The organism is Vibrio toranzoniae (genome assembly GCF_024347655.1).
GTDB classification, from domain to species: domain Bacteria; phylum Pseudomonadota; class Gammaproteobacteria; order Enterobacterales; family Vibrionaceae; genus Vibrio; species Vibrio toranzoniae.
This window is the reverse complement of the sequence record NZ_AP025514.1, coordinates 1,629,595-1,652,113: the sequence shown is the minus strand read 5'-3', so window position 1 is coordinate 1,652,113 and position 22,519 is coordinate 1,629,595. Positions and strand designations below refer to the sequence as shown.

The window sequence follows — 22,519 nt, the reverse complement described above, 5'->3', positions numbered from 1 at the left end:
ATGCAATATTTTGAGTCTTTAGTTGACCAACTGACCAAACGCGCGGCGCGCGCTACTTTAGGGCAATTTGGTTTGCGGTCTAAGCCGTTACGTGAGTTCTTGTGGCAGTCGTTTTCTCAACCCCCAGGTAAAGAGGGGGCGTTTCTTGCTGATCCTGTATTTGAAGCCACTTTTGGCTGGAAACTGCATACTCAAAGCATGCGAGACCTATCGGGTGGGTTGTTAAACAGCTCGATTGTAAACGCAATGGCAAATCCGCCGAAAGAGCTGAAAGAAGACTACCTTTTTGATAGCAGTTGGTACCCGTATTCTCATCAACATGAAGCATGGTCTCATCTGTTGGAGGCATCTCCTAAGTCGGTAATCGTGAGTAGTGGTACGGGTTCTGGTAAGACAGAGTGCTTCTTAGTGCCAATTCTGAATGACATTGTAGAACGCAACAGCAAGCCTGATGGCGTTGAGGCTTTGTTCTTATATCCACTCAATGCATTAATTAACAGTCAGAGAGAACGTTTAACGGCATGGACTCACCAGTTGGGTGATCAAGTTAAATTCAGCCTGTTTAATGGTGATACGCCCGAATCAGTAAGCGCTGCAGAACGTAAAAAGCACCCAAATGAACAGCTTTCTCGAAAGGAGTTGAGAGAAAACCCAGCTCAAATACTGGTGACCAACTCTACGATGTTGGAGTACATGTTGGTTCGCCAAAAAGACGCGAATATTTTGAACCGTTCTAAAGGCAAACTGCGTTGGATCGTTTTAGATGAAGCTCACACCTATATCGGTTCTCAAGCTGCTGAATTGTCCTTGTTGCTTCGACGTGTAATGCATGGTTTTGGTGTCACGCCAGATCAAGTGAGATTTGTCGCGACTTCCGCAACGATTGGTGGAAAGGACTCTGACGCGGATCTAAAAGCGTTTTTGGCTGACGTCGCTGGTGTCGATATCACTCAAGTTCATTTAGTGAAAGGCGAGCGTGAAATCAAACCGTTGATGGAACTGGAGCAAATCAAGACGATGAACCTTGATAGTGTTTCGAGCATAACGAACGAGATAGAGCGATATGATGTATTGCAAAGCTTACCGCCGTTAAGAACGTTAAGGCAGCACCTGAGTTCAACCGATAACAGAATGACGTTGAGCGAAATAGGGAAGCTATTGTCTGCAACTGAGGAACCGTTATCAGAGCAGGACTCACTTCAATGGCTTGATATCTGTGCTTCGACAAAGAACGTAGATGGCGATGCATTTATTCCGTTTAGACTCCATTTGTTCCACAGGGTTGCTGGTGGGCTTTGGGTTTGCTCCAACTCAGGTTGCTCGGCAAAGGTAGGTACCCCTTTAGAGTCGATTGATTGGCGATTTGGTATGGTTCATATGTCACGCCGTGAGAAGTGCTCGTGTGGTTCACCGATATTTGAAATGGTTAGCTGTAATGGTTGCGGAACTAGCTTATTGGCTGCGACTGAAAGAACAGACTCAGAGACCAGTCATACTCAGCTACAACTAACAAAACCAGATTCATCGATTGATGACTTTGCCTTGGACCTTGTTGGAGAAGAAGATCTAACCATCGAAGATGATGAAGAAACTTCCGAAGAGTATGACCGCTTTGCTCTCATCTCACCGTTAAATTTTGAAGAAACAGGTGAATATTGGATCAATAACCAGAGAGATGTAAAAACCGCTAAAGTCTCCGGCGCGCATTTAATAAATCGAGTCGAAGGGTATCGTAAAAGTGACGGTGCTTTGTCGGTGCGTTGTCCTTGCTGCCAGCACACCAAAATCAAGAATTTCGAGTTCTACCGTCACTTCAGAAATGGCGCGCCGTTTATGCTGTCGACGGTGATCCCTACATTATTGGAATATTGCCAAGACGGTAAGAAAGAGCAGTTGAAAGGTCCTTGGAACGGCCGTCGCATGATTACTTTCACCGATAGCCGTCAAGGTACCGCTCGTTTTTCTGCCAAGTCACAGCAAGACTCTGAAAGGCAGTTTTTGCGCTCAACTATCTATCATTTGATCTTGGATAAAGCGATCCGAGAAAGTGGTGCTAACTCTACATCTAGTCCAGAGCTTCAACAGTACCAAGATATGCTCAAGATGGCGCAAGAGAGTGGCAACGAAAGTATGATTGAGTTCGTTGAAGGGAAGATTTCGGAACTTGTGGGAGGTTCTTCAAAACCAATTACGGTCACTTGGCAAGAAGTCGAAGAATTCTTAGCGGAACAGAAAGAAGTAAAACTGTGGATTAAAAAGTTCTACGAGCACTTCGATGACCGCATGGACATGGTTGCTAATCCAAAATTACTTGCTCGTTTACTGTTGTTACGAGAGTTCAATAGCCGTCCTAAAAGACAGAACACACTCGAAACCATGGGTTTGGTCTGCATGGAATATCCAGGTTTAGCCAAAAAGGAGAGTTCAGCTCCTAGTGAATGGTTGAGAAATTTTGATACTGCTGAAAAAGCGCGTGCAGAGTGGGTTGATTTCCTAACTGTTTGTGTGAATTTTCATGTACGAAGCATGAAAGCCGTTAGGTTGACGGATGAGCAAATTAACTGGATAGGGGCTAAATATTCGCCGGCTTTCTTAGTAGGACAAGATGAACCTACCCACATTTGGAATGTAGAGGCATGGCCAAAAATTAGGCGTAATGGGCCACGACAACCTAGGTTAGCTAGGTTGCTTGCTACGGCTCTGAATATAGAGTTAGAGGATGCTGATATACGTGCAGATATTAACGAAATTTTGCGCCAAGCGTGGATGGCTCTGCAGTCTTCAGTGTTGACACCGAGTGGTGATGGCTATCGTTTAGAACTTGAGCAACAAGTGAGTTTCTCTTTAATAGCAGATAAGCATCAATGTCCTCATACCCAAAAAATCATAGATAAACCATTGTTAGGGGTGACGCCTTATTTGAATTTATCTGGGAACCGTACCGAGCATTTGTGTAAACAGATATCTACCCCAAGTTATCCCTTCCCATTTGGCCGCGATCCTGAAAGTGGAGAAACGGTTGATCTAAACAAAGTTAGAGATTGGCAAGAGCAACCAAACTTAATCGATGTACGCAAAGAAAATGCGTGGTCGGATATAGCTGACCGTGTTGTCGAACGTACTCCTTACTTTAGAGTCGCAGAGCACTCTGCGCAGCTTAAGGCAAGCCAGCTGCGTGAGTATGAAAAAGAATTTAAAGAAGGAAAAATAAACGTTTTAAGCTGTTCTACGACGATGGAAATGGGTGTAGATATTGGTGGTATATCGGTAGTAGCTATGAATAATGCTCCACCTAACCCTGCGAACTACTTGCAACGTGCAGGTCGTGCAGGCCGTCGTGGAGAAACTAAGTCGATTGCGCTTACGTTATGTAAATCTACTCCGCATGGAGAGCATATTTTCTCAAATACTCGCTGGGCGTTTGATACGGAAATTAAAGTACCGAACGTATCGCTATCAAGTGACTACATTGTTCGTCGCCATGTGAATTCGTTACTACTTTCAACGTTTTTAAATCATGTAGTGAAGTCAGAGAACTCGTTGAAATTGAATTGCGGCAACTTCTTCAAATCTGATCACGAATCGGCGGCTTCTCAAGCTGATCAATTTGTTGACTGGTGTGTAAATGGAGCATTAGATTTTGTACAAGACGGGTTGGATACTTTGTTACGTCGAACCTCTCTGGATGCGACATCACGTATCGAAATTCTAGATACGTCCGCGAAGCATATGAAGCGTATTGTCGAGCGTTGGTCCGTCGAGCATCAATTGCTAAAAGAACAATCTAAAAGTTTAGAAGAGAACCCTAATTCGCTATCAACAGCACAAGCTGCAGTCGAAAGCCAAATTCAACGCTTAGAGGGGGAGTTCTTACTTTCCGAGTTAGCGCGTAAAGGGTTCTTACCCGGATACGGGTTCCCTACTGATGTGGTGTCTTTAAATACAGATCATGTCAAAGTGATCGAAAGGCGAAAACGCTACATCAAGATGAAACAAGACCAAATCAACGATAAAACATCTCGTAAAGATAACCTATATAGCGCTGCTGGCTTTCCGTCTCGAGATCTTTCAGTCGCTATTCGCGATTATGCACCGGGTAATGATGTTGTGATTGATGGACGTGTTTATCAGTCGAAAGGTGTGTTGTTGAACTGGCATAGTCCTGCAACTGTTGATCAAGTTAAAGAGATACAAGCGTTAAGGTGGGCATGGCGTTGCGACAAGTGTGGTGCCAGTAATACTTCGTTGTTAAGACCAGAGCAGTGTGAATGTTGTGGGAATGAGTTCAATTTTAGTGACGAGAAAACAAAAGATCGTATTCACCCTTACATTCAGCCAGCGAGCTTTGCGGTCGATATTAGAGACGAACCTCATAACGATATCTCGCGTCTGAATCATGTGCCTTTCAATGACCCTTGGGTGACGGTAGATAGTTCCGAGTGGCATGAAGTGAGTGTAAACCCTGGAGCATCATACCGTTCAAGCCACAATGGCCATGTTTATTATTACAGTGCAGGCCCCGTCAACCAAGGGTACGCGCTTTGCTTAGAATGTGGTCGTATGGAAGTTATGCCCGAAGGTGGAGATAAGTCACCAAAAGAAGTGTTGATGGGGCACCCTCGCTTACGAGGTGGTAAGGGCCATTTAACCAGCTCACGCGAAGTTTTGTGTGGCGGTAACGACAGGGAGCTCACTGTCAAAGGTCCGTTAAAGTTGGGTCATAGTACCTATACGGACGTGTTCGAGTTATTGTTATTTGATGAGCAGGGTAAACCATTAGTTGAGAGAAGTATTGCTCGTTCAGTCGCTGTGTTGATGCGAAACCAGTTATCGGAAAAGCTTGGTATTAATAATGATGAAATTGGCTGTACAACGAAGCCTGTGAATCATGAGGGACGAGAAGTACAAGCTATCGTGTTGTTTGACAATGCAGCTGGTGGTGCGGGTTTTTCAATTCAAGCTTCTGAGTATGTTGTTGAGTTATTGCAAGGAGCAAAGAAGGTTGCATCCAGCTGTCACTGTGACAAGGCCTGTCATCGTTGTTTAGTGGATTATTCGACTCAACATGTCCTTGATTTACTGGATAGAAGGAAAGTGGCTACTTATTTGAGCAACGGGTTTTTTAACAATCTTAGCTTGCCAGTGGAATATGAATTGTTCGACCATCACAATAGGCGTGAACTACGTCCGTTAATGATCGCAATAGAAAAAACGTTGGCTAAACATGAGGACTCAAACCTATATGTTGAGCTTCCTATAAGTCAATTAAGCGATTTAGGCGATTGGCAACTGTATCAAGCATTTAGTCGCTGGGTTGCCGAGCGAAAGGTAAACTTGATATTGACAGAGGTTCAAGTGCAAGAGTTGTCACTTGAGCAAAAAGTGACGTTGTCTTGGTATCAGAACCACCCAAATGTGAAGCTAATGAGCAAACTACTAAATGATCATGTCAATCATCAGGTATTAGCATCGGTGGCTAGTGAGTCATATTGTTACCAATGGGGACTTCGTGACGACGACCATGAAACTTTAGTGGTTGGTGTTGGGTCTTTGGGTGAGTTGGTGGACTTTGACCCTACGCGTTTGCGTCAGAGCTCTGATGTGGAAAAAATAGTGATTGATAGTGAATTGGATGGGAAGGCTTCAGAGTTTGGGTTGAAGTTTTGGACTCTTGTGTTTAAACGCTCACCAGCATTAATGACGTTGATGCAAGACCAAGTTATCGAATCGGCTACTTATTCTGATCGTTATCTGGCCGCAACTTTACCTGTCTCTCTATGCTTTAATACCTTGAAGTTTTTAGGGGAACATTACAAAAGCTGCCAGGTCGAAATTCATACAGGGGAGTTAAGTCGAGGTTACAAGCCAACGACAGTACAAGACAATTTTTTCGATGATTACTCACGTGACAAGGTAGTCGGTTTGGCATTTGAAAGCTCGGCAGCAAATATGAGTTTTAAAACGACCTCGAAATACAAGCTACCTCACTCGCGAACGCTCGTTTTATCTTTTGATAACGGCAAGCAAGTGACGTTGTGGCTTGATCAAGGATTTGGTTACTGGTTTGCTGATAAGCGTTTATCGGAAAATCATTTGCCTTATCATCTTGATGATGAAGAACACGCAAATATCATCGTTGAGGGGCAAGCTCAGATCTCGTCCGGCACATTCCCAACGGATGTATTTGTGACATTTAGTTGATTGTAAAATTCTAAGCATGGGGCAATTTTTTGTTTCGTGCTTTTTAATTTGTAGCTAGGTATCCCTACTTGAAGTTAATGATGGTTTATAAGCTTAGAAACTTCGCACTTGAGATATTAAGTACTACCATAGTGCTATCACAAAGGTGAGGTTTAGCTTTACGACATTGCAAATTAACAAAACGTAAGGTGACCTATGCCCGCACTATGGAATAATAATCGTGATGCCAATGAAATTTACAGGATATAGATAACAATCTACCTATTGAAGCTATCTCCCCGTCATAAGATCAAAGAACTTAGCGAGCCTAATTTGAAAAATATTTTGGTAGCCGTAACCGGCGCAAGTCCTCAAGTCCTAACTGAAACGTTGTTTGCGTTAAATCATCAAGGTAAAACAATGCCTGATGAAGTGTTTGTGATTACTACCGCTAACTCTAAGCTAACGTTAGAAGAAGGGCTGTTTCAAGATGGTCATTGGAACAAGTTAATAGAAGACTATCAACTTCCAGAGATTAAGTTTAGTTCTGACAATATTTGGGTGATCTCTGATGAAGAAGGTAATGTATTAGATGATGCAAAGGCCGAAACTGACCAAGTCGTCATGGCTGACTTTATTACACAGAAAGTAGAGGAGTTTACTCGTAATGACGATGTTGCGATTCATGCTTCAATTGCTGGTGGCCGAAAGACAATGGCTTTTTACATGGGTTACGCAATGTCTTTGTATGGCCGTGAGCAAGATGTATTGAGTCATGTTTTCGTAGACGATGATTTTGAGTTTGTTAGTGAGTTTTATTACCCAACTCCTTACGATAAGTACATCGTCGGGAGAGATAAAAAAAAGGTTGTAAACACCAAGGATGCTAAAGTCACTTTAGCTGAAATCCCTTTTGTAAGAATGCGTCGTCAAGTTGATGAGTCAATTTATAATCAAATGCAAAGCCATTCGTTTTCAAAAACTGTATCAGCTTTGAACAGTGCACATAGCTCAGAAATTAAAGTGAAAATTTCGACTAGGGATAAGACGTTAGATGTGGCTGGTGTGCCTGTAAAACTTACAGCTAAAGCCTTAGCGATTTACTTGTTCTTTCTTAAGAAAACCATGAGAACGGAAACGTTGGGACGATCATTTGAAGAAGACGTTGACCAAACGCGTGAATATTTAGAAGTATTAGACTCAATGAGGGCCGACGTACGTTTGTACAAAAGCATGGGTCTAGAAGATGAAGGGCAGTGGCGCCAGAATGAGTTTGAATTGACACCTAAATTGACGAAAGACTTCGTACGTCAATCACTAAGTGGATTTCATAAAATGTTAGAAGGACGTTTAGTTCCAGGTATAGTGGAAAAAATCAAAGTGCACTCTGATGGTGCCAAAGCCGGTGCGAGTTATAGTGTCAATAGTGGTATTACTATTGAGGTAGATGGGCTGGTTGTCTGAACCTAAATCACAATAGTCCGAAGCTAATTTGAGCTGGTATTGGATGGCAACAAGGCTCAAGAAGGTCAGTTTTTACGTAAGTAACACCAGAAGTAACATCTTAAAACTCTACTTTTATATTATTCTTTTTAATCAATTGGATAAGTTAGATAGTAGAGTCCAGTAGCGACCACATTATACAAAAAAGCCCACCTAGTGTGGGCTTTTTTGTGCCTATAATTCCTTGTTTTATCAAGTTCTTAGTCTTCTGGAATTTTATGAGACTTTGTATGTATTGCCATCCGACAGGGCTGGTAGTTTTAGCGAGGACTAGCGTGGTGAGGAAGGTCAAAGACATTAGCAGTTATATGAGTGTCGCCACTATCATTGGCCAATCTTCCAATCTTCTAATCTTCTATATTGCTCTTGCCTAAGTTTAAACGAAAGCTAAGCCAAAGGGTGTGAGCCTAAATAAACCCAGTACTGAGCTTATAGACGACCAATTTAGTCTAAACACGATTAAATTTTTCATATCGATTAAGAAAAAATAATGGAAGGTGATATGTAAAGTTAAGCTGTCAGTAATGGACTATCTAATAAATATAGAGATGCAAGTTATATTTCTCATCTATGGTTTGTTTATCATATATATGTAAATATATAGAGTTTTTGAGTATCGCACCCGAAGTCGGTGAATGTACTAGAGTGTGACAGCCTTAAATGTAAGAGAACATTATTGGGCCAAATCAGCGATAAATGTTTGCTTGTAACTTACACTGGCTTGTAGCTCTTTTTTAATCCATTGGTTAAACAAGCTAAAGTCAGAATGTAATTGCCAGAAAAGGGATGCAATAACTCGTTTACCAAAAAAATCAGGGTGGTCTGTAATGACCTTAAGTTTATTTTCTTTTACGTTACTTTCAATAAGAAACCCAGGTAAAAAAGCGATGCCTTTTTGAGCATTACATAAATCGATGATGGTTTCTAAATCATCCAATCGCCATAGATTATACGAAGCGATGTTCGACAAATTAAGAAGTTCTTCACACCCATCCATTAGCAGAACACGCTTCAATGAAGCGTGAGCCTTAAAGGATACTAAGTCTTCGTGGGCGACCCACCAACAGTTGACGTGGAATAACTCTTCTATATTAAAGTCGTTATTTGTTTTGTGATATGGATTACCTAACGCTAAGTCTATCTTCCCCTCGTTAATATAATTACCTAAAACGAAACTTGGCTTAGTAACAACAAGTAAGTCGACATTAGGAAACTCTTCTGAAAATGCCAATAGTGTATTTCTAACGTTTTTATTAAACACCAGTGGATCTATACCTACCCGGTAAACTATTTGGTCTGATATATTCATTTGTTTTGCAATTGTAACTAACTCACGATATTTCGAGACAACAGGTAAAGATAACTGGAATAGGCGCTCTCCTTTCTCTGTTAACCAGACTTTAGAGTATTGTCTATTAAATAAATTGAAACCCAAGTCAGACTCAAGGTTTTGAACAGCTGTGCTAACTGTTGACTGAGATTTCCCAAGCTTACGGGCTGCAGAGCTAAATGAACCTTCCTCAACTACCGCTATGAACGAAACAATATTTTCGAAATGTAGTTTCATGATTCCACTAACCTTCTGACATAAATAAGTTGTATTTTTATTATTTGTTTATTCAAAAAACAATAGCGTGATGATACTCGTATTTCAACAAGTTTTATAATAAAGAACGATGATTTAAATCCAGGGGCGTGTTTTAAGATTATATAAGCTAAATATAATAAATATTATTGATCTACCTCTTACTATTTAAAGTAATCTAAATTTAGATTCATATTGACACTGAAAGTGCGATTTTGTTTAAGTTATTGTAAATCATGTAGTTTTTTGTGGTTCTTGTTTTTGGTGATCGTTTGTTTTGATCGTTTTTTGCTCTACCTATAGATTAAATCAATAGAGGGTATTTTCCATAGTGTGAGGGTGCTAATTATAATAGCGACGAATTTTCAACATCCCTTATAGGAAAAAATAATGATTACTAAGCTATACGTTAAAACAAGCATGTTTTTATCACAATTCAAGAACGATGAGCGCGGCGTAACAGCGATTGAATATGGTCTTATTGGCGTCGCTATGGCTGTGTTGTTAGCTGCTACATTAGATAGTAGCAGTGGTTTCATCGATGCGCTTACGAAGGCATTCGCAAAAATCGCCACTAACATCAGTACTGCTACTGGTATCTAATTAAACGGACTTGGTCATCTTCATACGTAGATGATGACGAAGGTATTTATGCCAGACCTCTGTTTACATTGGTCTGGCTTGATTAATTTACAGCGTAAAATAAGATTTATTTTAACCAAGACTAGGTGGTATTTCTAATTTTTAGTCATGAATTGTATTTAGTGGCTTTGGCAATGCTGAGTATATATATGTCAGCTACCGATTTTCTCTATCGAAAGATACAAAATCACACCTTGTTGATATTGCTCTTTTTACAATGTTTTTTGTCACCGTTAGACATTCAAATTATGAGCTTTCTGCTGGTGTTAGGGGGAGGGTTGCTTGTTTACGCCCTGATTTGGATTGGAGCTGGCGATATTAAATATGCCGCGGTTCTATCACTTACCATACCTCTCAACGATTTGCTTTGGGCGTTTTTTATGACGGCTTTTGTCGGTGGATTTCTAGCCGTTATTTATCTCGTATACAACAAGCTGATAAGTAAAAGGCTAGTAAGAAAAACGTCGAACGGCCAACAAGGTATTCCATATGGGATAGCGATTAGCGTTGGATTCTACTTGGTAATTTTAACTCAAAACACGCCACATATATAAACCTCCAAGAATGAGAACATTATGAGATCTCGACTGGTATTACTTGTTGCCATTGTTGCCTTAATAGTGGGCGCGCTCGGCGTCGTCGATTTGTTCAAGAGTGAACCTCAATCGACAACGACCGCTGAAGTAGTGGAAGAAAAAAACGAAGAACATGTTGCCGTTTGGATGACCACGGAACCTTATGAAAAAGGACGTGCGATCGATGCGCAAGGCGTCGTTAAACAACAACTCCCTCTTAGCCAAGCATTGACGCTTGGTGTTAGAGAAGACGCTCAAATCAGCTTTGCACCCTCCACTTTACTCAATCGAAGCCTCAACGCCGGCGAGGTTATACTGCCTGAATATCAAGTGACGCCCGGTCAGCCCGGATACATAGATCTTTTGGTCACAGAAGGAATGACGTTGTACCCACTTAAAGTCAGTGACAAAAACCTAATCAACGATTATATCCGTCCTGGAACGTCCATCGATATCTTAACTGTAAGTTCTCCAAACGATAACTTAGCTGGAAATATCGATAAGCCGAAGCGCTTTAGAGGGGTGAAGGCGTCGATGTTTCTTAAAAACGTCAAAGTACTCAACATTGGAAATGATGCAACTGGCGATAGCTCTATTACCGCTCGCGCTCCGAGTAAAGAGGATGGACAGACTACGGTGGTCATCGAAGTGAGCCCCGACGAGTTACCAAAACTTGCACTAGCGCAACGAACAATGCACATCGAAATTTACCGAAGCCAAACCTACACGCAACCTGAGTATGCAGAGGTGCGCAATATTATCGATAACTATACCGGGATTGCTGAGTTACGTGGTAACGAGAACAACCCGAGAGAGGCTTTGTGATGATGATTCACCATCGAATCAAACAAGTACTGTTTGCTTCCATTCTAGCGCCGTTGATTGGCTTACTTTCTATAACAAACGCTTTTGCCGCCGATCGCTCCATCACGCTCAACGATGGTCAGCACATCCAGTTAAAAAGTCCAATTGGCCAAGTGTTTATTAATAACCCTGACATCGTCGACTACAAAATAATCAACGACAACACGATAGTTGTGTTCGCCAATGCTATTGGGCAATCGAGACTGATTGTCTATGGCATAGATGGTGGTGTTCTGCTTTCCGATCGCATTATTGTTGATTTGGATTTAACAGATATCAGAGGTCAACTCAAATTCCATTTCCCTGATGCCAAAGTCAAGGTTCAGTCGGTGGGAGAGCAAGTCGCCGTGAGTGGTCTTGTTGATTCCGAAGCAACTCGTGACGACATTTATCGTATGGTTGCCACTCTGCTAGGACGAGAAAAGACCGAGAAATGGGATGAAACTCAGAAGCTAGAGTTTAAATCCGACAACTCTGATTATGAAGAGCCGGAAAGCATGGTGTTTGCGCGCAATATGACGTGGGAAGGGATCATCGAACGCATTGAAGTGGCGACGACTCAGCAAGTGAACGTCAAAATATCTGTGGCCCAGGTAACGGAGTCGTTTGGACAAACCGTTGGTGTTGATTGGAGCTCAGTCGGTTCAAGCGTCGGCGAGTTTGTTTTTGACCAGTTTGATGCCGCAAACCTCAGTACGTTAATCACGGCATTAGGTAACGACCAGATTGCTGAAGTTCTGGCTGAGCCTAACTTAACCGTGTTGTCCGGTGAGTCTGCAAGTTTCCTTGTGGGCGGCGAAGTGCCCGTTATCGTTACTACCAGTAACAATGTAAACATTTCCTTCAAAGAGTTCGGCATCAAACTCGATCTCACCGCGAAAGTGCTTAGCCAAGACAGAATCCGCATGCAATTAGCGCCAGAAGTGAGCGAAGTCGAAGGCTATGTAGAAACAGTAGGAATAAAAGTCCCACAATTGGCTTCTCGACGTGCGATGACAACCGTTGAACTGGCCGATGGCGACAGCTTCGTTCTTGGTGGTTTGATGAGCAGTAATGACTTGGAAAAAATGCAAAAAATACCTTTTGTTGGCGACATCCCAGTACTTGGTGCCGCCTTCCGCAAAGCAACCACAGAAAGAAAACGAACTGAATTAATCATCGTTGCGACCGTGAATCTTGTTGAACCGATGAAACCGAAAGACATTCAACTGCCTTACATCAAGAAGACTTCCACATTGGCGCGTTGGCTAAACATTAAGTGGGATGGCAAATCGGTGACATCTTCCGATGCAACGATCCGTCTGTTGTCGCAAGGAGGGTTTATCCAATGAAGAAATTACTATTAATGGTGTTATTTACCTCGACAATTTTAGGCTGTGCCTCGGAGCAATATTTTGTCGGACATGGCGCTGAAGCCTTGGTGTACAAAGAGCATCACAGCTTTGACTTTACGATGAAAAATCGCGCTGAAACGGGCAAGCAACTTAACGAGTTGATTCAAGATATTGAGTCAATGGATAAAGAAGCCACCTATATCGTGGATTACAAATCAAACCGCAGCAAACAGATGTTGCAGGCGATCTTCGATCAATATCCGTCGCATGTCATCGCGCCACAAAGAGTCTTGTATCGAAGCGCTCAGCTGTTGCCGAGCGACTTAAAGATTCAGGTGACCTTAACGCGTTTGAAGACTCAAGAATGCACGCCAGCACAGATTCACGTTCGGTTGAGGCAGCCAGACTGCTTTGCTGAGTCGATGCGCTTGAAGCAAGTGGCTTACAAGTCTCGATTGGTAGGAGAACAATAATGTTTGACTTGACTAAAGCATTAACAACGAAGGCTAAGCCAGTTCAGACAGGAACGACAGGTGTCGCCGGATGTACTTTGTTCTATCAATCTCAAGAGTGTTTAGACCTTGTTCAAGAAGTCTTTCGATTTGAAGGATGGAATGATCCGGCGTGCGTTAAAGCCAATGCCAGTTTGACTAGGCTGACAGAGCAACAAAGTAGCCACATTGTGATTCTAGAACTAAATGAATCGACCAATGTTGTTGAAGACGCTAAATCTTTTGTCAGCAAACTACCCACACACAAAGGGGTGGTCGTGATTGGTAAAGAGGATGCTATTTCTACGCTTCGAGCTCTGAAAGACATGGGGTTTTATTACGTTTTCTGGCCGGTAAATAAGCAAGAGTTTGCTGACTTTTTTACTCACGTTAGCAAAAATCTTAAGACTTTCTCCGGTGTGAGCCAGAAACGCAAGGCGAAGCGAGTCGCGATTGTGGGCTCAAAAGGTGGAGTAGGCGCATCATTTATTGCAACTGAGGTCAGCTCACTATTATCGACACAAGGTTCAGACACGATTCTTGTCGACCATCAATATGCTGATACTAATATTGATGTTTTGCTAGGGCTAAAGGACTTTAAGCCGCGAACCATTGATGAGTTCACCGCGCCATTGCATGAAATGGATGAGGAAGGGGCGCTGAGTTACCTATTCAAAGCTCGTAAAAATTTACGTCTGTTGGCGATTGATGGCGATATGAGCCAAAACGATGTTCTTAACTACAATCAAACTCTGTGTGAGTTACTCGCGAGAAACACCAATTTCATTATTGAAGATTTTTCCGGTGGTGTGGATTTCAAAGTTGAACCTCAACTCTTGGTAGAAAACTTCGATGTGGTTGTGTTGGTGTTAGATGCGTCGATATCGTCCGTAAGAAGCGTTAAACGACTGATTGAAAAAATCTCTAGCTTACAGATCTCGTTGTCGTCGCGGACTCGTGTTATTACGATGCTGAACTATCACCGTCCGGAAAATGCTTACGTGTTACAAAAGTCCGATCTCACTAAATATTTAGGATCAAATGTTGATCTCGAAGTCGACTATTGCAAATCGTTAGCACACATCCTTATCGATGGTAAGCGAGGGCATAAGCATGATCGTCATATTAGCCGTTCTATGGAACAACTAGTGAAACTGATCAACGGCCAACCTGTGGATCAAAAGGGCATGAGCTCTTGGTTGAACAAGGTGCGTGTTAAATGAGTTCTAACAAAGACTTATACCTTGCATTTCGTGGCCAGATCTTTGAAGCGTTAGATGCAGAAGCGGTTCAGAAAATGAGTCGTCGAGACCTTGAATCACAGATACAAGCAGCGGTTGATCTGTTGGCTAATAGTTACCAAAGACCGATCACATCAATGATGAAGTCAGGGCTAGTGAAAAGCTTAATCGATGAACTGTTTGGCTTGGGTCCTTTGCAACCCTTAGTAGAAGACCAGTCTATCTCCGATATTATGGTTAATGGGCCAAACAATATCTTCTTCGAACGACACGGTAAGGTACAAAAATCCGAAGTCTCGTTTGTGAATGAAGAGCAGTTGTTAGCCATTGCCAAACGTATTGCGTCACGTGTGGGAAGACGGGTCGATGAACTTTCTCCGACGGTCGACGCCAGGTTGGAAGATGGTAGCCGTGTAAATATCGTTATTCCTCCGATTTCTTTAGATGGCACATCGATCTCCATTCGTAAGTTCAGAGAGCAGAACATCGGTTTTGAAGATTTGATTGGCTTCGGTTCGATGTCTCCAGACATGGCAAGAGTGCTGATGATCGCTTCTCGCTGTCGTATCAATGTACTGATCTCTGGCGGTACCGGATCAGGTAAAACCACGTTGCTCAACGCGCTGTCTCAATACATCGCTGAGGATGAACGTATCGTTACGATTGAGGATGCAGCTGAGTTGCGTCTCCAGCAACCCAATTTAGTTCGGCTGGAAACACGTACTTCAAGTGTTGAACAGACAGGAGCAGTAACTCAGCGTGAGTTAGTGATCAATGCACTTCGTATGCGTCCAGACCGCATTATTCTTGGTGAGTGTCGTGGCTCTGAAGCGTTCGAAATGCTGCAAGCCATGAACACCGGACACGATGGTTCGATGTCTACGTTGCACGCCAACACACCGCGCGATGCGATTGCTCGCGTTGAATCTATGGTCATGATGGCGAACTTAAATCAGCCTCTGGATGCGATTAGAAGAACGATCGTGAGTGCCGTTCAAATGATTGTTCAGGTCAACAGGCTACGCGATGGGTCTCGTAAAATCACAAGCATCTCGGAAATCGTGGGCCTAGAAGGCGACAGCGTCGTGATGGAAGAGATTTATCGTTTTCGTTATGACGACGCCCACTACGGAGAAACCGTAAAAGGCGAATTCGTGACCGACGGTATTATGCAACGATCTGAGCTTGTGAAAAAAGCGCAATTCTTCGGGCTCTATGAAGAGCTGAAAGCATCGTTTAAGGGGGCCTAGTATGCTTTGGCTTTCGTTAATCCTGTTTGCGTTTGTGCTGCTTTTGATCCGAGATTCAAACGTAAAAAAGGTTAATCAGTTTTTCAATATTGAAGAAATAGAAGCTGAAAACTTCAATGCTATTAACGTCAAGTCTTTGGTTCGTAAACAAAACTGGCAAAAGTTCAAAGAGTCCGTATCACCCACGTTAATGGTGTTAGGCCCGCGTTCTTCTCTTTACATTGCGCTCTATATTACGGGCAGCATCATCGCATCTTGGTACATCGTTGTTGAATTGCTATCAATCACCAATACGTGGTTAGTGCTGGGCTCATCTATGGTATTTACATTTTGCGGTTATCGGTTCCTAGTGACAAGAAGACGTCGCGAATTTGAGAATACGTTCCCAGATGCGCTGAATATTCTAATGAGTGCGGTCACTGCAGGTGACAGCTTAATGCAAGCCATCAGTTATGTAGGCGATGTGATGCACAACCCGATAGGCCGCGAATTTAAGCTAATGGGTGACCGACTGAAGTTGGGTGAGTCACCAGAGGTGGTGCTTCAACGATCGTGCAAAAACTACCCCTACCCAGAGTTTCTATTCTTTACCGTGACTATCAGGGCGAATATAGCTCGAGGTGGGCAACTTAAGGGCGTGATGGCGCGGCTGATTAGAGTGCTAGTGGACTCTCGAACGCTAGAGAAAAAGAAAATGGCGATGACTTCGGAGGCTCGAATTTCCGCCAAAATAGTTGCGGCTATTCCTCTGATTTTTATGCTTATTCTCAACTACGTTAATCCCGCTAATGTGGATTTTGTTCTCTACGATCCAGAAGGAAGGCTTGTATTGTTTTACGTGTTGGGTAGTGAACTGTTCGGTCTATTTCTTGTTTGGTTGTTAGTGAGAGGAGTACGCGCATGATGTTATTAGCTTCCCTTATTATTCTGTTCTTTTCGCTACTATTTCTAATAGTCGACTCGATTCGTAGAGACCAACGACATAAGAAGGTTGCGCTCTATATCGGGGATAATTCGGTCCGTCCGCCTTCACGCGTAAATCGCTTTTTTGTTCGTTTTGGTAAGGAGCATCGGCATGAACTCGAGCAAAAAATGATTGAGGCCGGCTATTACAACACCGAATGGGCGAAGTTCTATTTCCCTGCCAAGTTATTGGTATTGGCGTTGGTTTCTGGGTTGGTGTTATTAGGGGATATGTCATCAACCAACAAAATGATCGTGGTTATTTTTTCGCTGATTGCTGTCATCGTCGTGCCAGATACCTTACTGCAAATGCGACGCAAGATGTTGATTAGCAGAACTTCAGCTCAACTTCCGTACTTGCTCGACATGATGTCGGTATGTGTGCAAACCGGTATGACGATTGAAGCGGCATTGGTCTATTTGGGTAAAGAGTTAGCCGAATTTGATTCCGACCTTTGTTACCAGATTAAGCGCACATCCGACTCTGCGAAAATTCACGGTCTAGAAAAGGCGCTTAATGACCTGAGTGAACGTATTCCGACGCCACCCGTTCGAAGCTTTGTACTGACCATCATTCAAAACTTGCAATACGGCACATCCGTGGCGCATGTGTTAAGTGATCTCGCAGAAGATATGCGAAAAGTCCAGATTCTTACGGTCGAGGAAAAGGTGGGTAAGCTCTCTGCGAAGATGAGTGTGCCATTGATCCTCTTCATCATGTTCCCAATCGTTATCCTGATTCTCGCGCCGAGCATCATGCAAATGACATTGAGCATCTAGGGAGAATTGCGAATGATTGGAAAACGTATCGGCTTCATTTTGCTCACGTTGAGTGTGTTGGCGGGCTGTCAATCGGCACCGTCACAACAAGGCTTACAGCTTGCCGACGTCGCTAGCATGGAAAAAGTGAAGAACTATGATGGCTTGATTAGTTATTACAAATCCCTGTTAGAGCAAGGCTCCGAAGATCCAGAGGTGAAAGAGAATCTAGCATGGGCATATTTCCATAAAGGGGATATCGAGTCGGCTGATTTTTATGTCCAACACTTGCAAAAAGCGGGGTTCGAAAATCCCAACTTGTACCAATTAGAAGGCCAAGTGTCTGATGCAAAAAATGACATCGAAAGTGCTATTTCTGCTTACTTAGCCTCTATCGATGCTGGAAACAGAACAGGTCAAATTCACGTCTTGCTCGGTGTGTCTTACACCAAAGTTGGGCAATACGATGAAGCACAGCAACAGCTCAACCAAGCACGTTTACGCGGTTATGACGACGTCGTTGTTAAGAACAACATCGCAATGATTCAAATGGCCAATGGTGAGTATCAACAAGCGATTCAAACATTGGCTCCGGTTTTAAAAGAAGACCCAGCGAATAAAACCGTTAAAGCGAATCTGGCTATTGCACTGATGAAAACCCAGCAAATCGACTCAGCCAAGAAGTTACTCAAAGGTGACTTCTCGGCGGAAGAGATCCAGAGCATTGCTGCTGAACTAACTCAGTTGGGAGTTGACGATGAAGCGTCTTAACAAGCAGAAGGGCGTGACGGCGATTGAGTTTGTGCTCGGTGCGCTTGTTCTGTTTTTTGCCACCTTTGCGATCTTCGAATCGAGTTACCAAATCTATGTTGTGAACATGACCGAGTACTCGCTGAGAGAAACCATCAGGAATACCAAAATATATGAAGGTAAAGGGATCAACGAACAGTACGAAACTAAGTTCAAATCGTTAATCGAAGATGATGACAATCTATGGAGTTTCTTAATCGATAGCTCAAGGTTCTCTATCGCAGGTCAGTACTTCAAAACCTATGATGATTTTATCGCGAATAGGGGACACTCTGATCAAGGCTTGAACTTCAATTACAACTTAGCCGAGGTCACCGTTACTTATCGTTATACGCCAGTCATTAAGTTGGCTGGAGCCGCGGATAGAGATATTTCACGCACTATGGTTTTGAACTTAGAACACGAGGGGTGGGAAGATGATGCTCCCTAATCAAGATGTGTTTTCAAAAAGTCGTCAACAAGGCTCTTACACCATTGAGTTAGTTTTTATCCTTGTGGCTTTGTGGGGCGTTTACCTGTTTGCTGCAGACCTGAGTTATCAGCTGCTCGTGCGCGCCAAGCTCGATCGATCCAGCTTTGCTTTGGTGAATGTCATTAAAGAGCGTACTCGTTACTTTGATGCCGACGTGCTGGCAGGAGAAAATCTACCCGTAACCAATGCAGAGTTAGAAGACATGGCGAAAGTGGCAAGTCGAATGCTTAATACACCAGTAGACAATGTGGCCATCAAGATAGAGTCACTGACCAATAAAACGAATGTCGCGGAATTCTCAACCAGTAAGTATCGAAGCCTAAATTGCCAAACCGATTCGATTCTCGATCATGCAGATTTGGCGCCCGTAGAGAAGGGAGTTGTGTATCCGCTGTACCGAATCAGTCTTTGTGAAGAGCAAAGCTCTTGGTTCAAGCCCTTCTTCAACAGTGGCACCAGTACCACGGTCAAGATTGGCTCGTCTTCAATAATGCCTGGGAGATAATGAAATGAAAATGCAGCATGGACGTCATATCAATCGCCAGCATATCAGTCTCCAAAGACAACAAGGTGTTGCCGTGGTGTGGATGGGCTTATTGCTTGTTCCAATCATGGGGATGACCTTTTGGGCGGTGGAAGGCACACGTTATGTTCAAGAGACCAGTCGATTACGAGATTCAGCAGAGGCCGCAGCCATAGCGGTGACTATTGAAGACCAACCGGATCAGGCTCGTGGGCTCGCGACCAAATATGTCGAAAACTATGTGCGTGATATCAAATCTATCCACCTTTCTGCAGACCGATTTCATCAAGCGGAAGATGAGGGGGCTGGGGCTCTTGAGTACATCGAATATACAGTGAATGCCAAGACCACACACGATTCTTGGTTTGCGAGCAGTTTTATTCCTTCATTTAATAAGCAGCAAGATCTAGCGGGGCGTTCGTTAGCGAGAAAGTACCCTGTCTATCTGGGTGATAACAACATCGACATTGTGTTTGTGTCGGATTTTTCAGGTTCAATGAACGAAAGTTGGGGTTCAAATCGACACATAAAAATCGACGACCTGAAAACGGCCATCGATGAAATATCCAGCAAAATTCTTTGCACATCGATTAAGCAGGACTATGTCGATGGAGAGTGGAAAGACGTGTGTGACGAACTGGGAGAAGATACCACCGGAGATAAGTTACTTAACCGAGTTGGCTTTGTGCCTTTTAACGTTCGAACGAGGGAAATCGTCTCGGGAAATCAAGCTCGTGCGACAAGTCAGTTGAGCTACAAAGATAACTATAAAACGAACGTATCTCCTTACTCCTACAACGATGTCAACTGGGATTACTGGCGCCGATATTCGCAAAATGACGTGATTAGATGTGCTGACAGGCAGTCACGTTGCTCATATCCAAAATCGGACAATCGAAAGTACGCCAAACGTATTAAAGATGTGATTGATCAAGATTATTACCGAGTTGCCGACGTCTACAGCTATGTTGACTTTCAGAGTTCGGTCTCGGCGATGTTTACTGACAAGTCGGGATTAAAGCCCAATTTCTATAGTGTGAGTGGAAAAAATCTATTCAACGCGCATGGTTCTTCAAGCTCATCGCAGTTTTCCAACATTCGACTATCGAACAAGCTCTCAGACTTGAATCCGATTAATTCGATGTGGGCAGACGGTGGTACTGCGGCCTTTCAAGGTATTTTAAGAGGCTCTCAGGTTCTGCATGACGGTGACCCGAACAGTTCCGATCAAGAAGAACAGCAAGTCTACAACAAGAAAATCAAGATGCTGCTGATTTTAAGTGATGGGCAGGAGAGTCCAAATAACGGCATCCTCAAAGGGTTAGTCGACAGAGGTATGTGTGACAAGGCAAGGAATGAAATACCAGGCTTATACATAGGTGTTATTGGTATTGATTTTCGAGCGTCCCAACAGAGTGGTTTTCAAGACTGTGTGGAAGAACCAAATGAAGACATCATCGATGTATCTAACCTAGATGAATTGATTGAAAAGATAGAAGAACTCATCCGTAAAGGCTCAAAAACAAGCGGAATCACTAAGTTATACTAGAGGAAAATATGAAAAAGTTAATGATCGGTTCAATCGTCCTATCGACACTGCAGTTTAGCCTTACAGCCAATGCGGAAGAAGTTATCAGCATTTATTGCGATACTGCGTTCAGTGAATATCAACATAGTGTCACGGTTGATGATGTCGTTGGTATTGCACAGCACAGACAGGGCTTTATGCAAATAGAGCATCAATCCGACAGCAGCGAGTTAAAACAGGCGTTAGCCAGTCAATCCAATCTGGGCATGAACCAATCAGGATGCAAGACTTGGATCAATAATCAAGAGCGTCACGGGTTATTAGCACGTCTTCATTTTGGCTTTGACCAACACAACTTAACGCCAATGGGCAGTAAAGCATTGCGTCAGCTAGCTAGCGAGTTAAAGACTAGCGGCAGTGCGATTACGGTGGATGGCCACACTGACAGTACGGGCGCAGAAGGTTACAACCAAGCATTGGGGCTTCAAAGAGCGCTGACTACGTCGGATGGTTTAATCGAAGATGGTGTCGATAAAAACCGCCTTGTGATTCGTTCGTTTGGTGAAAGTAACCCTATTGCCTCTAATGCAACTTCAGAGGGTAGATCCAAGAATAGACGCTCAGAAATCTGGGCCTCTATGAATGATGCCTCTGAATTAGAAAATTAAGATTCGTTCACGAGTCTTCGCGTGCTAGTTAACGCGACATAGCAAATAGAGTCAGTGATGTGTGATTGGTTTTTTCTTCGCAATAACCGCCCTAAATTATCTCTTTAAGAATTTTGTTATAACGTACTCTAATGAATGTTCAATAAAGTTTAACTGTCTGATACTAAAGATATATTAATGATTTTTGATAAAATCTCTTCTGAAGGGATGGAAAAACATATCGATATAGATACGTGGGTATCTATATTGGACAACATACGAGACATAATGGATGCATCTAATGCAGGCATCATTATGCTCTCTGATTTTAGTTGTTCTGGTTCTGAGAGTGTTTGGAGCTCTTCGAACATATCGTGCAACCAACATAAGGGCTTAATTAGCTGTTTTTGTGAGTATGTACATAACGAGAATCGAACTGTCTATTTGAGTGGTCACTCTGGTGGTGAGTCCGTTTCTGTAAAGGGAGCGGATGCCTACAAGTCTTTTTGCGGCGTCCCCGTAAGGGGGGGCGATGGTGAAGTATTTGCGGTTCTCTTAGTGTTCCATTTAAGCCCAACTTCGTATACGCAAAGCCAAGTAAACTTGATTGAAAATATCTCGACTTTATTACGTTCTGAAATTTTATTAAAAGAAGAAAGCCGGATTTTATACAAAAATAGTTATTTTGATATCATGACGACACTGCTTAATCGGAGAGGCTTTTTCCATGAATTCAATAAAGCAAACATCAGTGATGGCGAGATCGTTTGTTTGTATTTTGACTTGGATAATTTGAAGTACATCAATGATACGTATGGTCACTTTAAAGGTGATGATTACATATCAGGCTTTGCGTCATGCATTAAAAACAATTCAAAATACAATATTATATCGGCTAGGGTCGGTGGTGATGAGTTCATTGTCGTCATACATTCAGAAGAGTCTGGTTATGCTTCTGAGTTGCTCAATAAAATTCACGCTGAATTCGGTGATTTTATTGAAAGCTTTCGTTGTGATGATGAGGTGCCACTCGGTTTTTCATATGGTTGTGGTACTGCGGATTCTCGAAGCTTCAATATCATCAATCTAATAAAGTCGTCTGATGAAAATATGTATCTCAACAAGAAAAACAAGATTTAGATGTTGATGACA

18 protein-coding genes are annotated in these 22,519 nt (G+C 42.8%); 17 read left to right on the top strand and 1 reads right to left on the bottom strand.

Going from position 1 to position 22,519, the window contains the following annotated elements:
* On the top strand, positions 1-6,201 hold the full coding sequence (locus tag OCU50_RS07285; protein ID WP_060467777.1) for a DEAD/DEAH box helicase: 6,201 nt from the start codon (positions 1-3) through the stop codon (positions 6,199-6,201).
* Between the two features lie 312 nt (positions 6,202-6,513).
* Positions 6,514-7,644: a CRISPR-associated ring nuclease Csm6 gene (gene csm6 / locus OCU50_RS07280; protein WP_060467790.1), complete on the top strand. Its 1,131-nt coding sequence runs from the start codon at positions 6,514-6,516 to the stop codon at positions 7,642-7,644.
* Between the two features lie 712 nt (positions 7,645-8,356).
* On the opposite strand, the gene OCU50_RS07275 is transcribed toward csm6, so the two are convergent.
* Positions 8,357-9,250 (bottom strand): LysR family transcriptional regulator, encoded by an 894-nt coding sequence (locus OCU50_RS07275; protein ID WP_060467776.1) that lies wholly within the window; start codon positions 9,248-9,250, stop codon positions 8,357-8,359.
* Between the two features lie 408 nt (positions 9,251-9,658).
* On the opposite strand from OCU50_RS07275, the gene OCU50_RS07270 reads away from it, so the two are divergent.
* The 15 genes from OCU50_RS07270 to OCU50_RS07200 all read left to right on the top strand — a co-directional run bounded on the left by OCU50_RS07270 (position 9,659) and on the right by OCU50_RS07200 (position 22,507).
* On the top strand, positions 9,659-9,871 hold the full coding sequence (locus OCU50_RS07270; protein WP_060467775.1) for a Flp family type IVb pilin: 213 nt from the start codon (positions 9,659-9,661) through the stop codon (positions 9,869-9,871).
* Between the two features lie 188 nt (positions 9,872-10,059).
* Complete coding sequence (locus OCU50_RS07265; RefSeq protein WP_390903970.1) at positions 10,060-10,464, top strand: A24 family peptidase; 405 nt, start codon at positions 10,060-10,062, stop codon at positions 10,462-10,464.
* Between the two features lie 21 nt (positions 10,465-10,485).
* Positions 10,486-11,310 (top strand): Flp pilus assembly protein CpaB, encoded by an 825-nt coding sequence (gene cpaB, locus OCU50_RS07260; RefSeq protein WP_060467774.1) that lies wholly within the window; start codon positions 10,486-10,488, stop codon positions 11,308-11,310.
* Positions 11,310-12,680, top strand: coding sequence for a type II and III secretion system protein family protein (locus OCU50_RS07255; protein WP_060467773.1), 1,371 nt, complete (start codon positions 11,310-11,312; stop codon positions 12,678-12,680). Before cpaB ends, OCU50_RS07255 begins: the two co-directional genes overlap by 1 nt.
* Positions 12,677-13,156, top strand: coding sequence for a hypothetical protein (locus tag OCU50_RS07250; RefSeq protein ID WP_060467772.1), 480 nt, complete (start codon positions 12,677-12,679; stop codon positions 13,154-13,156). Before OCU50_RS07255 ends, OCU50_RS07250 begins: the two co-directional genes overlap by 4 nt.
* On the top strand, positions 13,156-14,397 hold the full coding sequence (locus OCU50_RS07245; RefSeq protein WP_060467771.1) for a CpaE/TadZ family protein: 1,242 nt from the start codon (positions 13,156-13,158) through the stop codon (positions 14,395-14,397). The genes OCU50_RS07250 and OCU50_RS07245 overlap by 1 nt, the downstream gene beginning before the upstream one ends.
* Entirely contained in the window at positions 14,394-15,665 is a 1,272-nt protein-coding gene (locus tag OCU50_RS07240; RefSeq protein WP_060467770.1) for a TadA family conjugal transfer-associated ATPase, read from the top strand. The genes OCU50_RS07245 and OCU50_RS07240 overlap by 4 nt, the downstream gene beginning before the upstream one ends.
* A gap of 1 nt (position 15,666) precedes the next feature.
* Positions 15,667-16,569: a type II secretion system F family protein gene (locus OCU50_RS07235; protein WP_060467769.1), complete on the top strand. Its 903-nt coding sequence runs from the start codon at positions 15,667-15,669 to the stop codon at positions 16,567-16,569.
* Positions 16,566-17,408, top strand: a complete 843-nt coding sequence (locus tag OCU50_RS07230; RefSeq protein WP_060467768.1) for a type II secretion system F family protein — start codon at positions 16,566-16,568, stop codon at positions 17,406-17,408. The genes OCU50_RS07235 and OCU50_RS07230 overlap by 4 nt, the downstream gene beginning before the upstream one ends.
* 12 nt (positions 17,409-17,420) lie before the next feature.
* Positions 17,421-18,158 (top strand): tetratricopeptide repeat protein, encoded by a 738-nt coding sequence (locus tag OCU50_RS07225; RefSeq protein ID WP_060467767.1) that lies wholly within the window; start codon positions 17,421-17,423, stop codon positions 18,156-18,158.
* Positions 18,145-18,627, top strand: coding sequence for a TadE/TadG family type IV pilus assembly protein (locus OCU50_RS07220; protein ID WP_060467766.1), 483 nt, complete (start codon positions 18,145-18,147; stop codon positions 18,625-18,627). Before OCU50_RS07225 ends, OCU50_RS07220 begins: the two co-directional genes overlap by 14 nt.
* Positions 18,617-19,174 (top strand): tight adherence pilus pseudopilin TadF, encoded by a 558-nt coding sequence (tadF, locus tag OCU50_RS07215; protein WP_060467765.1) that lies wholly within the window; start codon positions 18,617-18,619, stop codon positions 19,172-19,174. The genes OCU50_RS07220 and tadF overlap by 11 nt, the downstream gene beginning before the upstream one ends.
* 10 nt (positions 19,175-19,184) lie before the next feature.
* Complete coding sequence (locus OCU50_RS07210) at positions 19,185-20,741, top strand: TadE/TadG family type IV pilus assembly protein (protein WP_099049818.1); 1,557 nt, start codon at positions 19,185-19,187, stop codon at positions 20,739-20,741.
* A gap of 8 nt (positions 20,742-20,749) precedes the next feature.
* Entirely contained in the window at positions 20,750-21,388 is a 639-nt protein-coding gene (locus OCU50_RS07205; RefSeq protein WP_060467763.1) for an OmpA family protein, read from the top strand.
* A gap of 177 nt (positions 21,389-21,565) precedes the next feature.
* On the top strand, positions 21,566-22,507 hold the full coding sequence (locus tag OCU50_RS07200) for a sensor domain-containing diguanylate cyclase (RefSeq protein ID WP_060467762.1): 942 nt from the start codon (positions 21,566-21,568) through the stop codon (positions 22,505-22,507).
* The last annotated feature ends 12 nt before the right edge of the window (positions 22,508-22,519 follow it).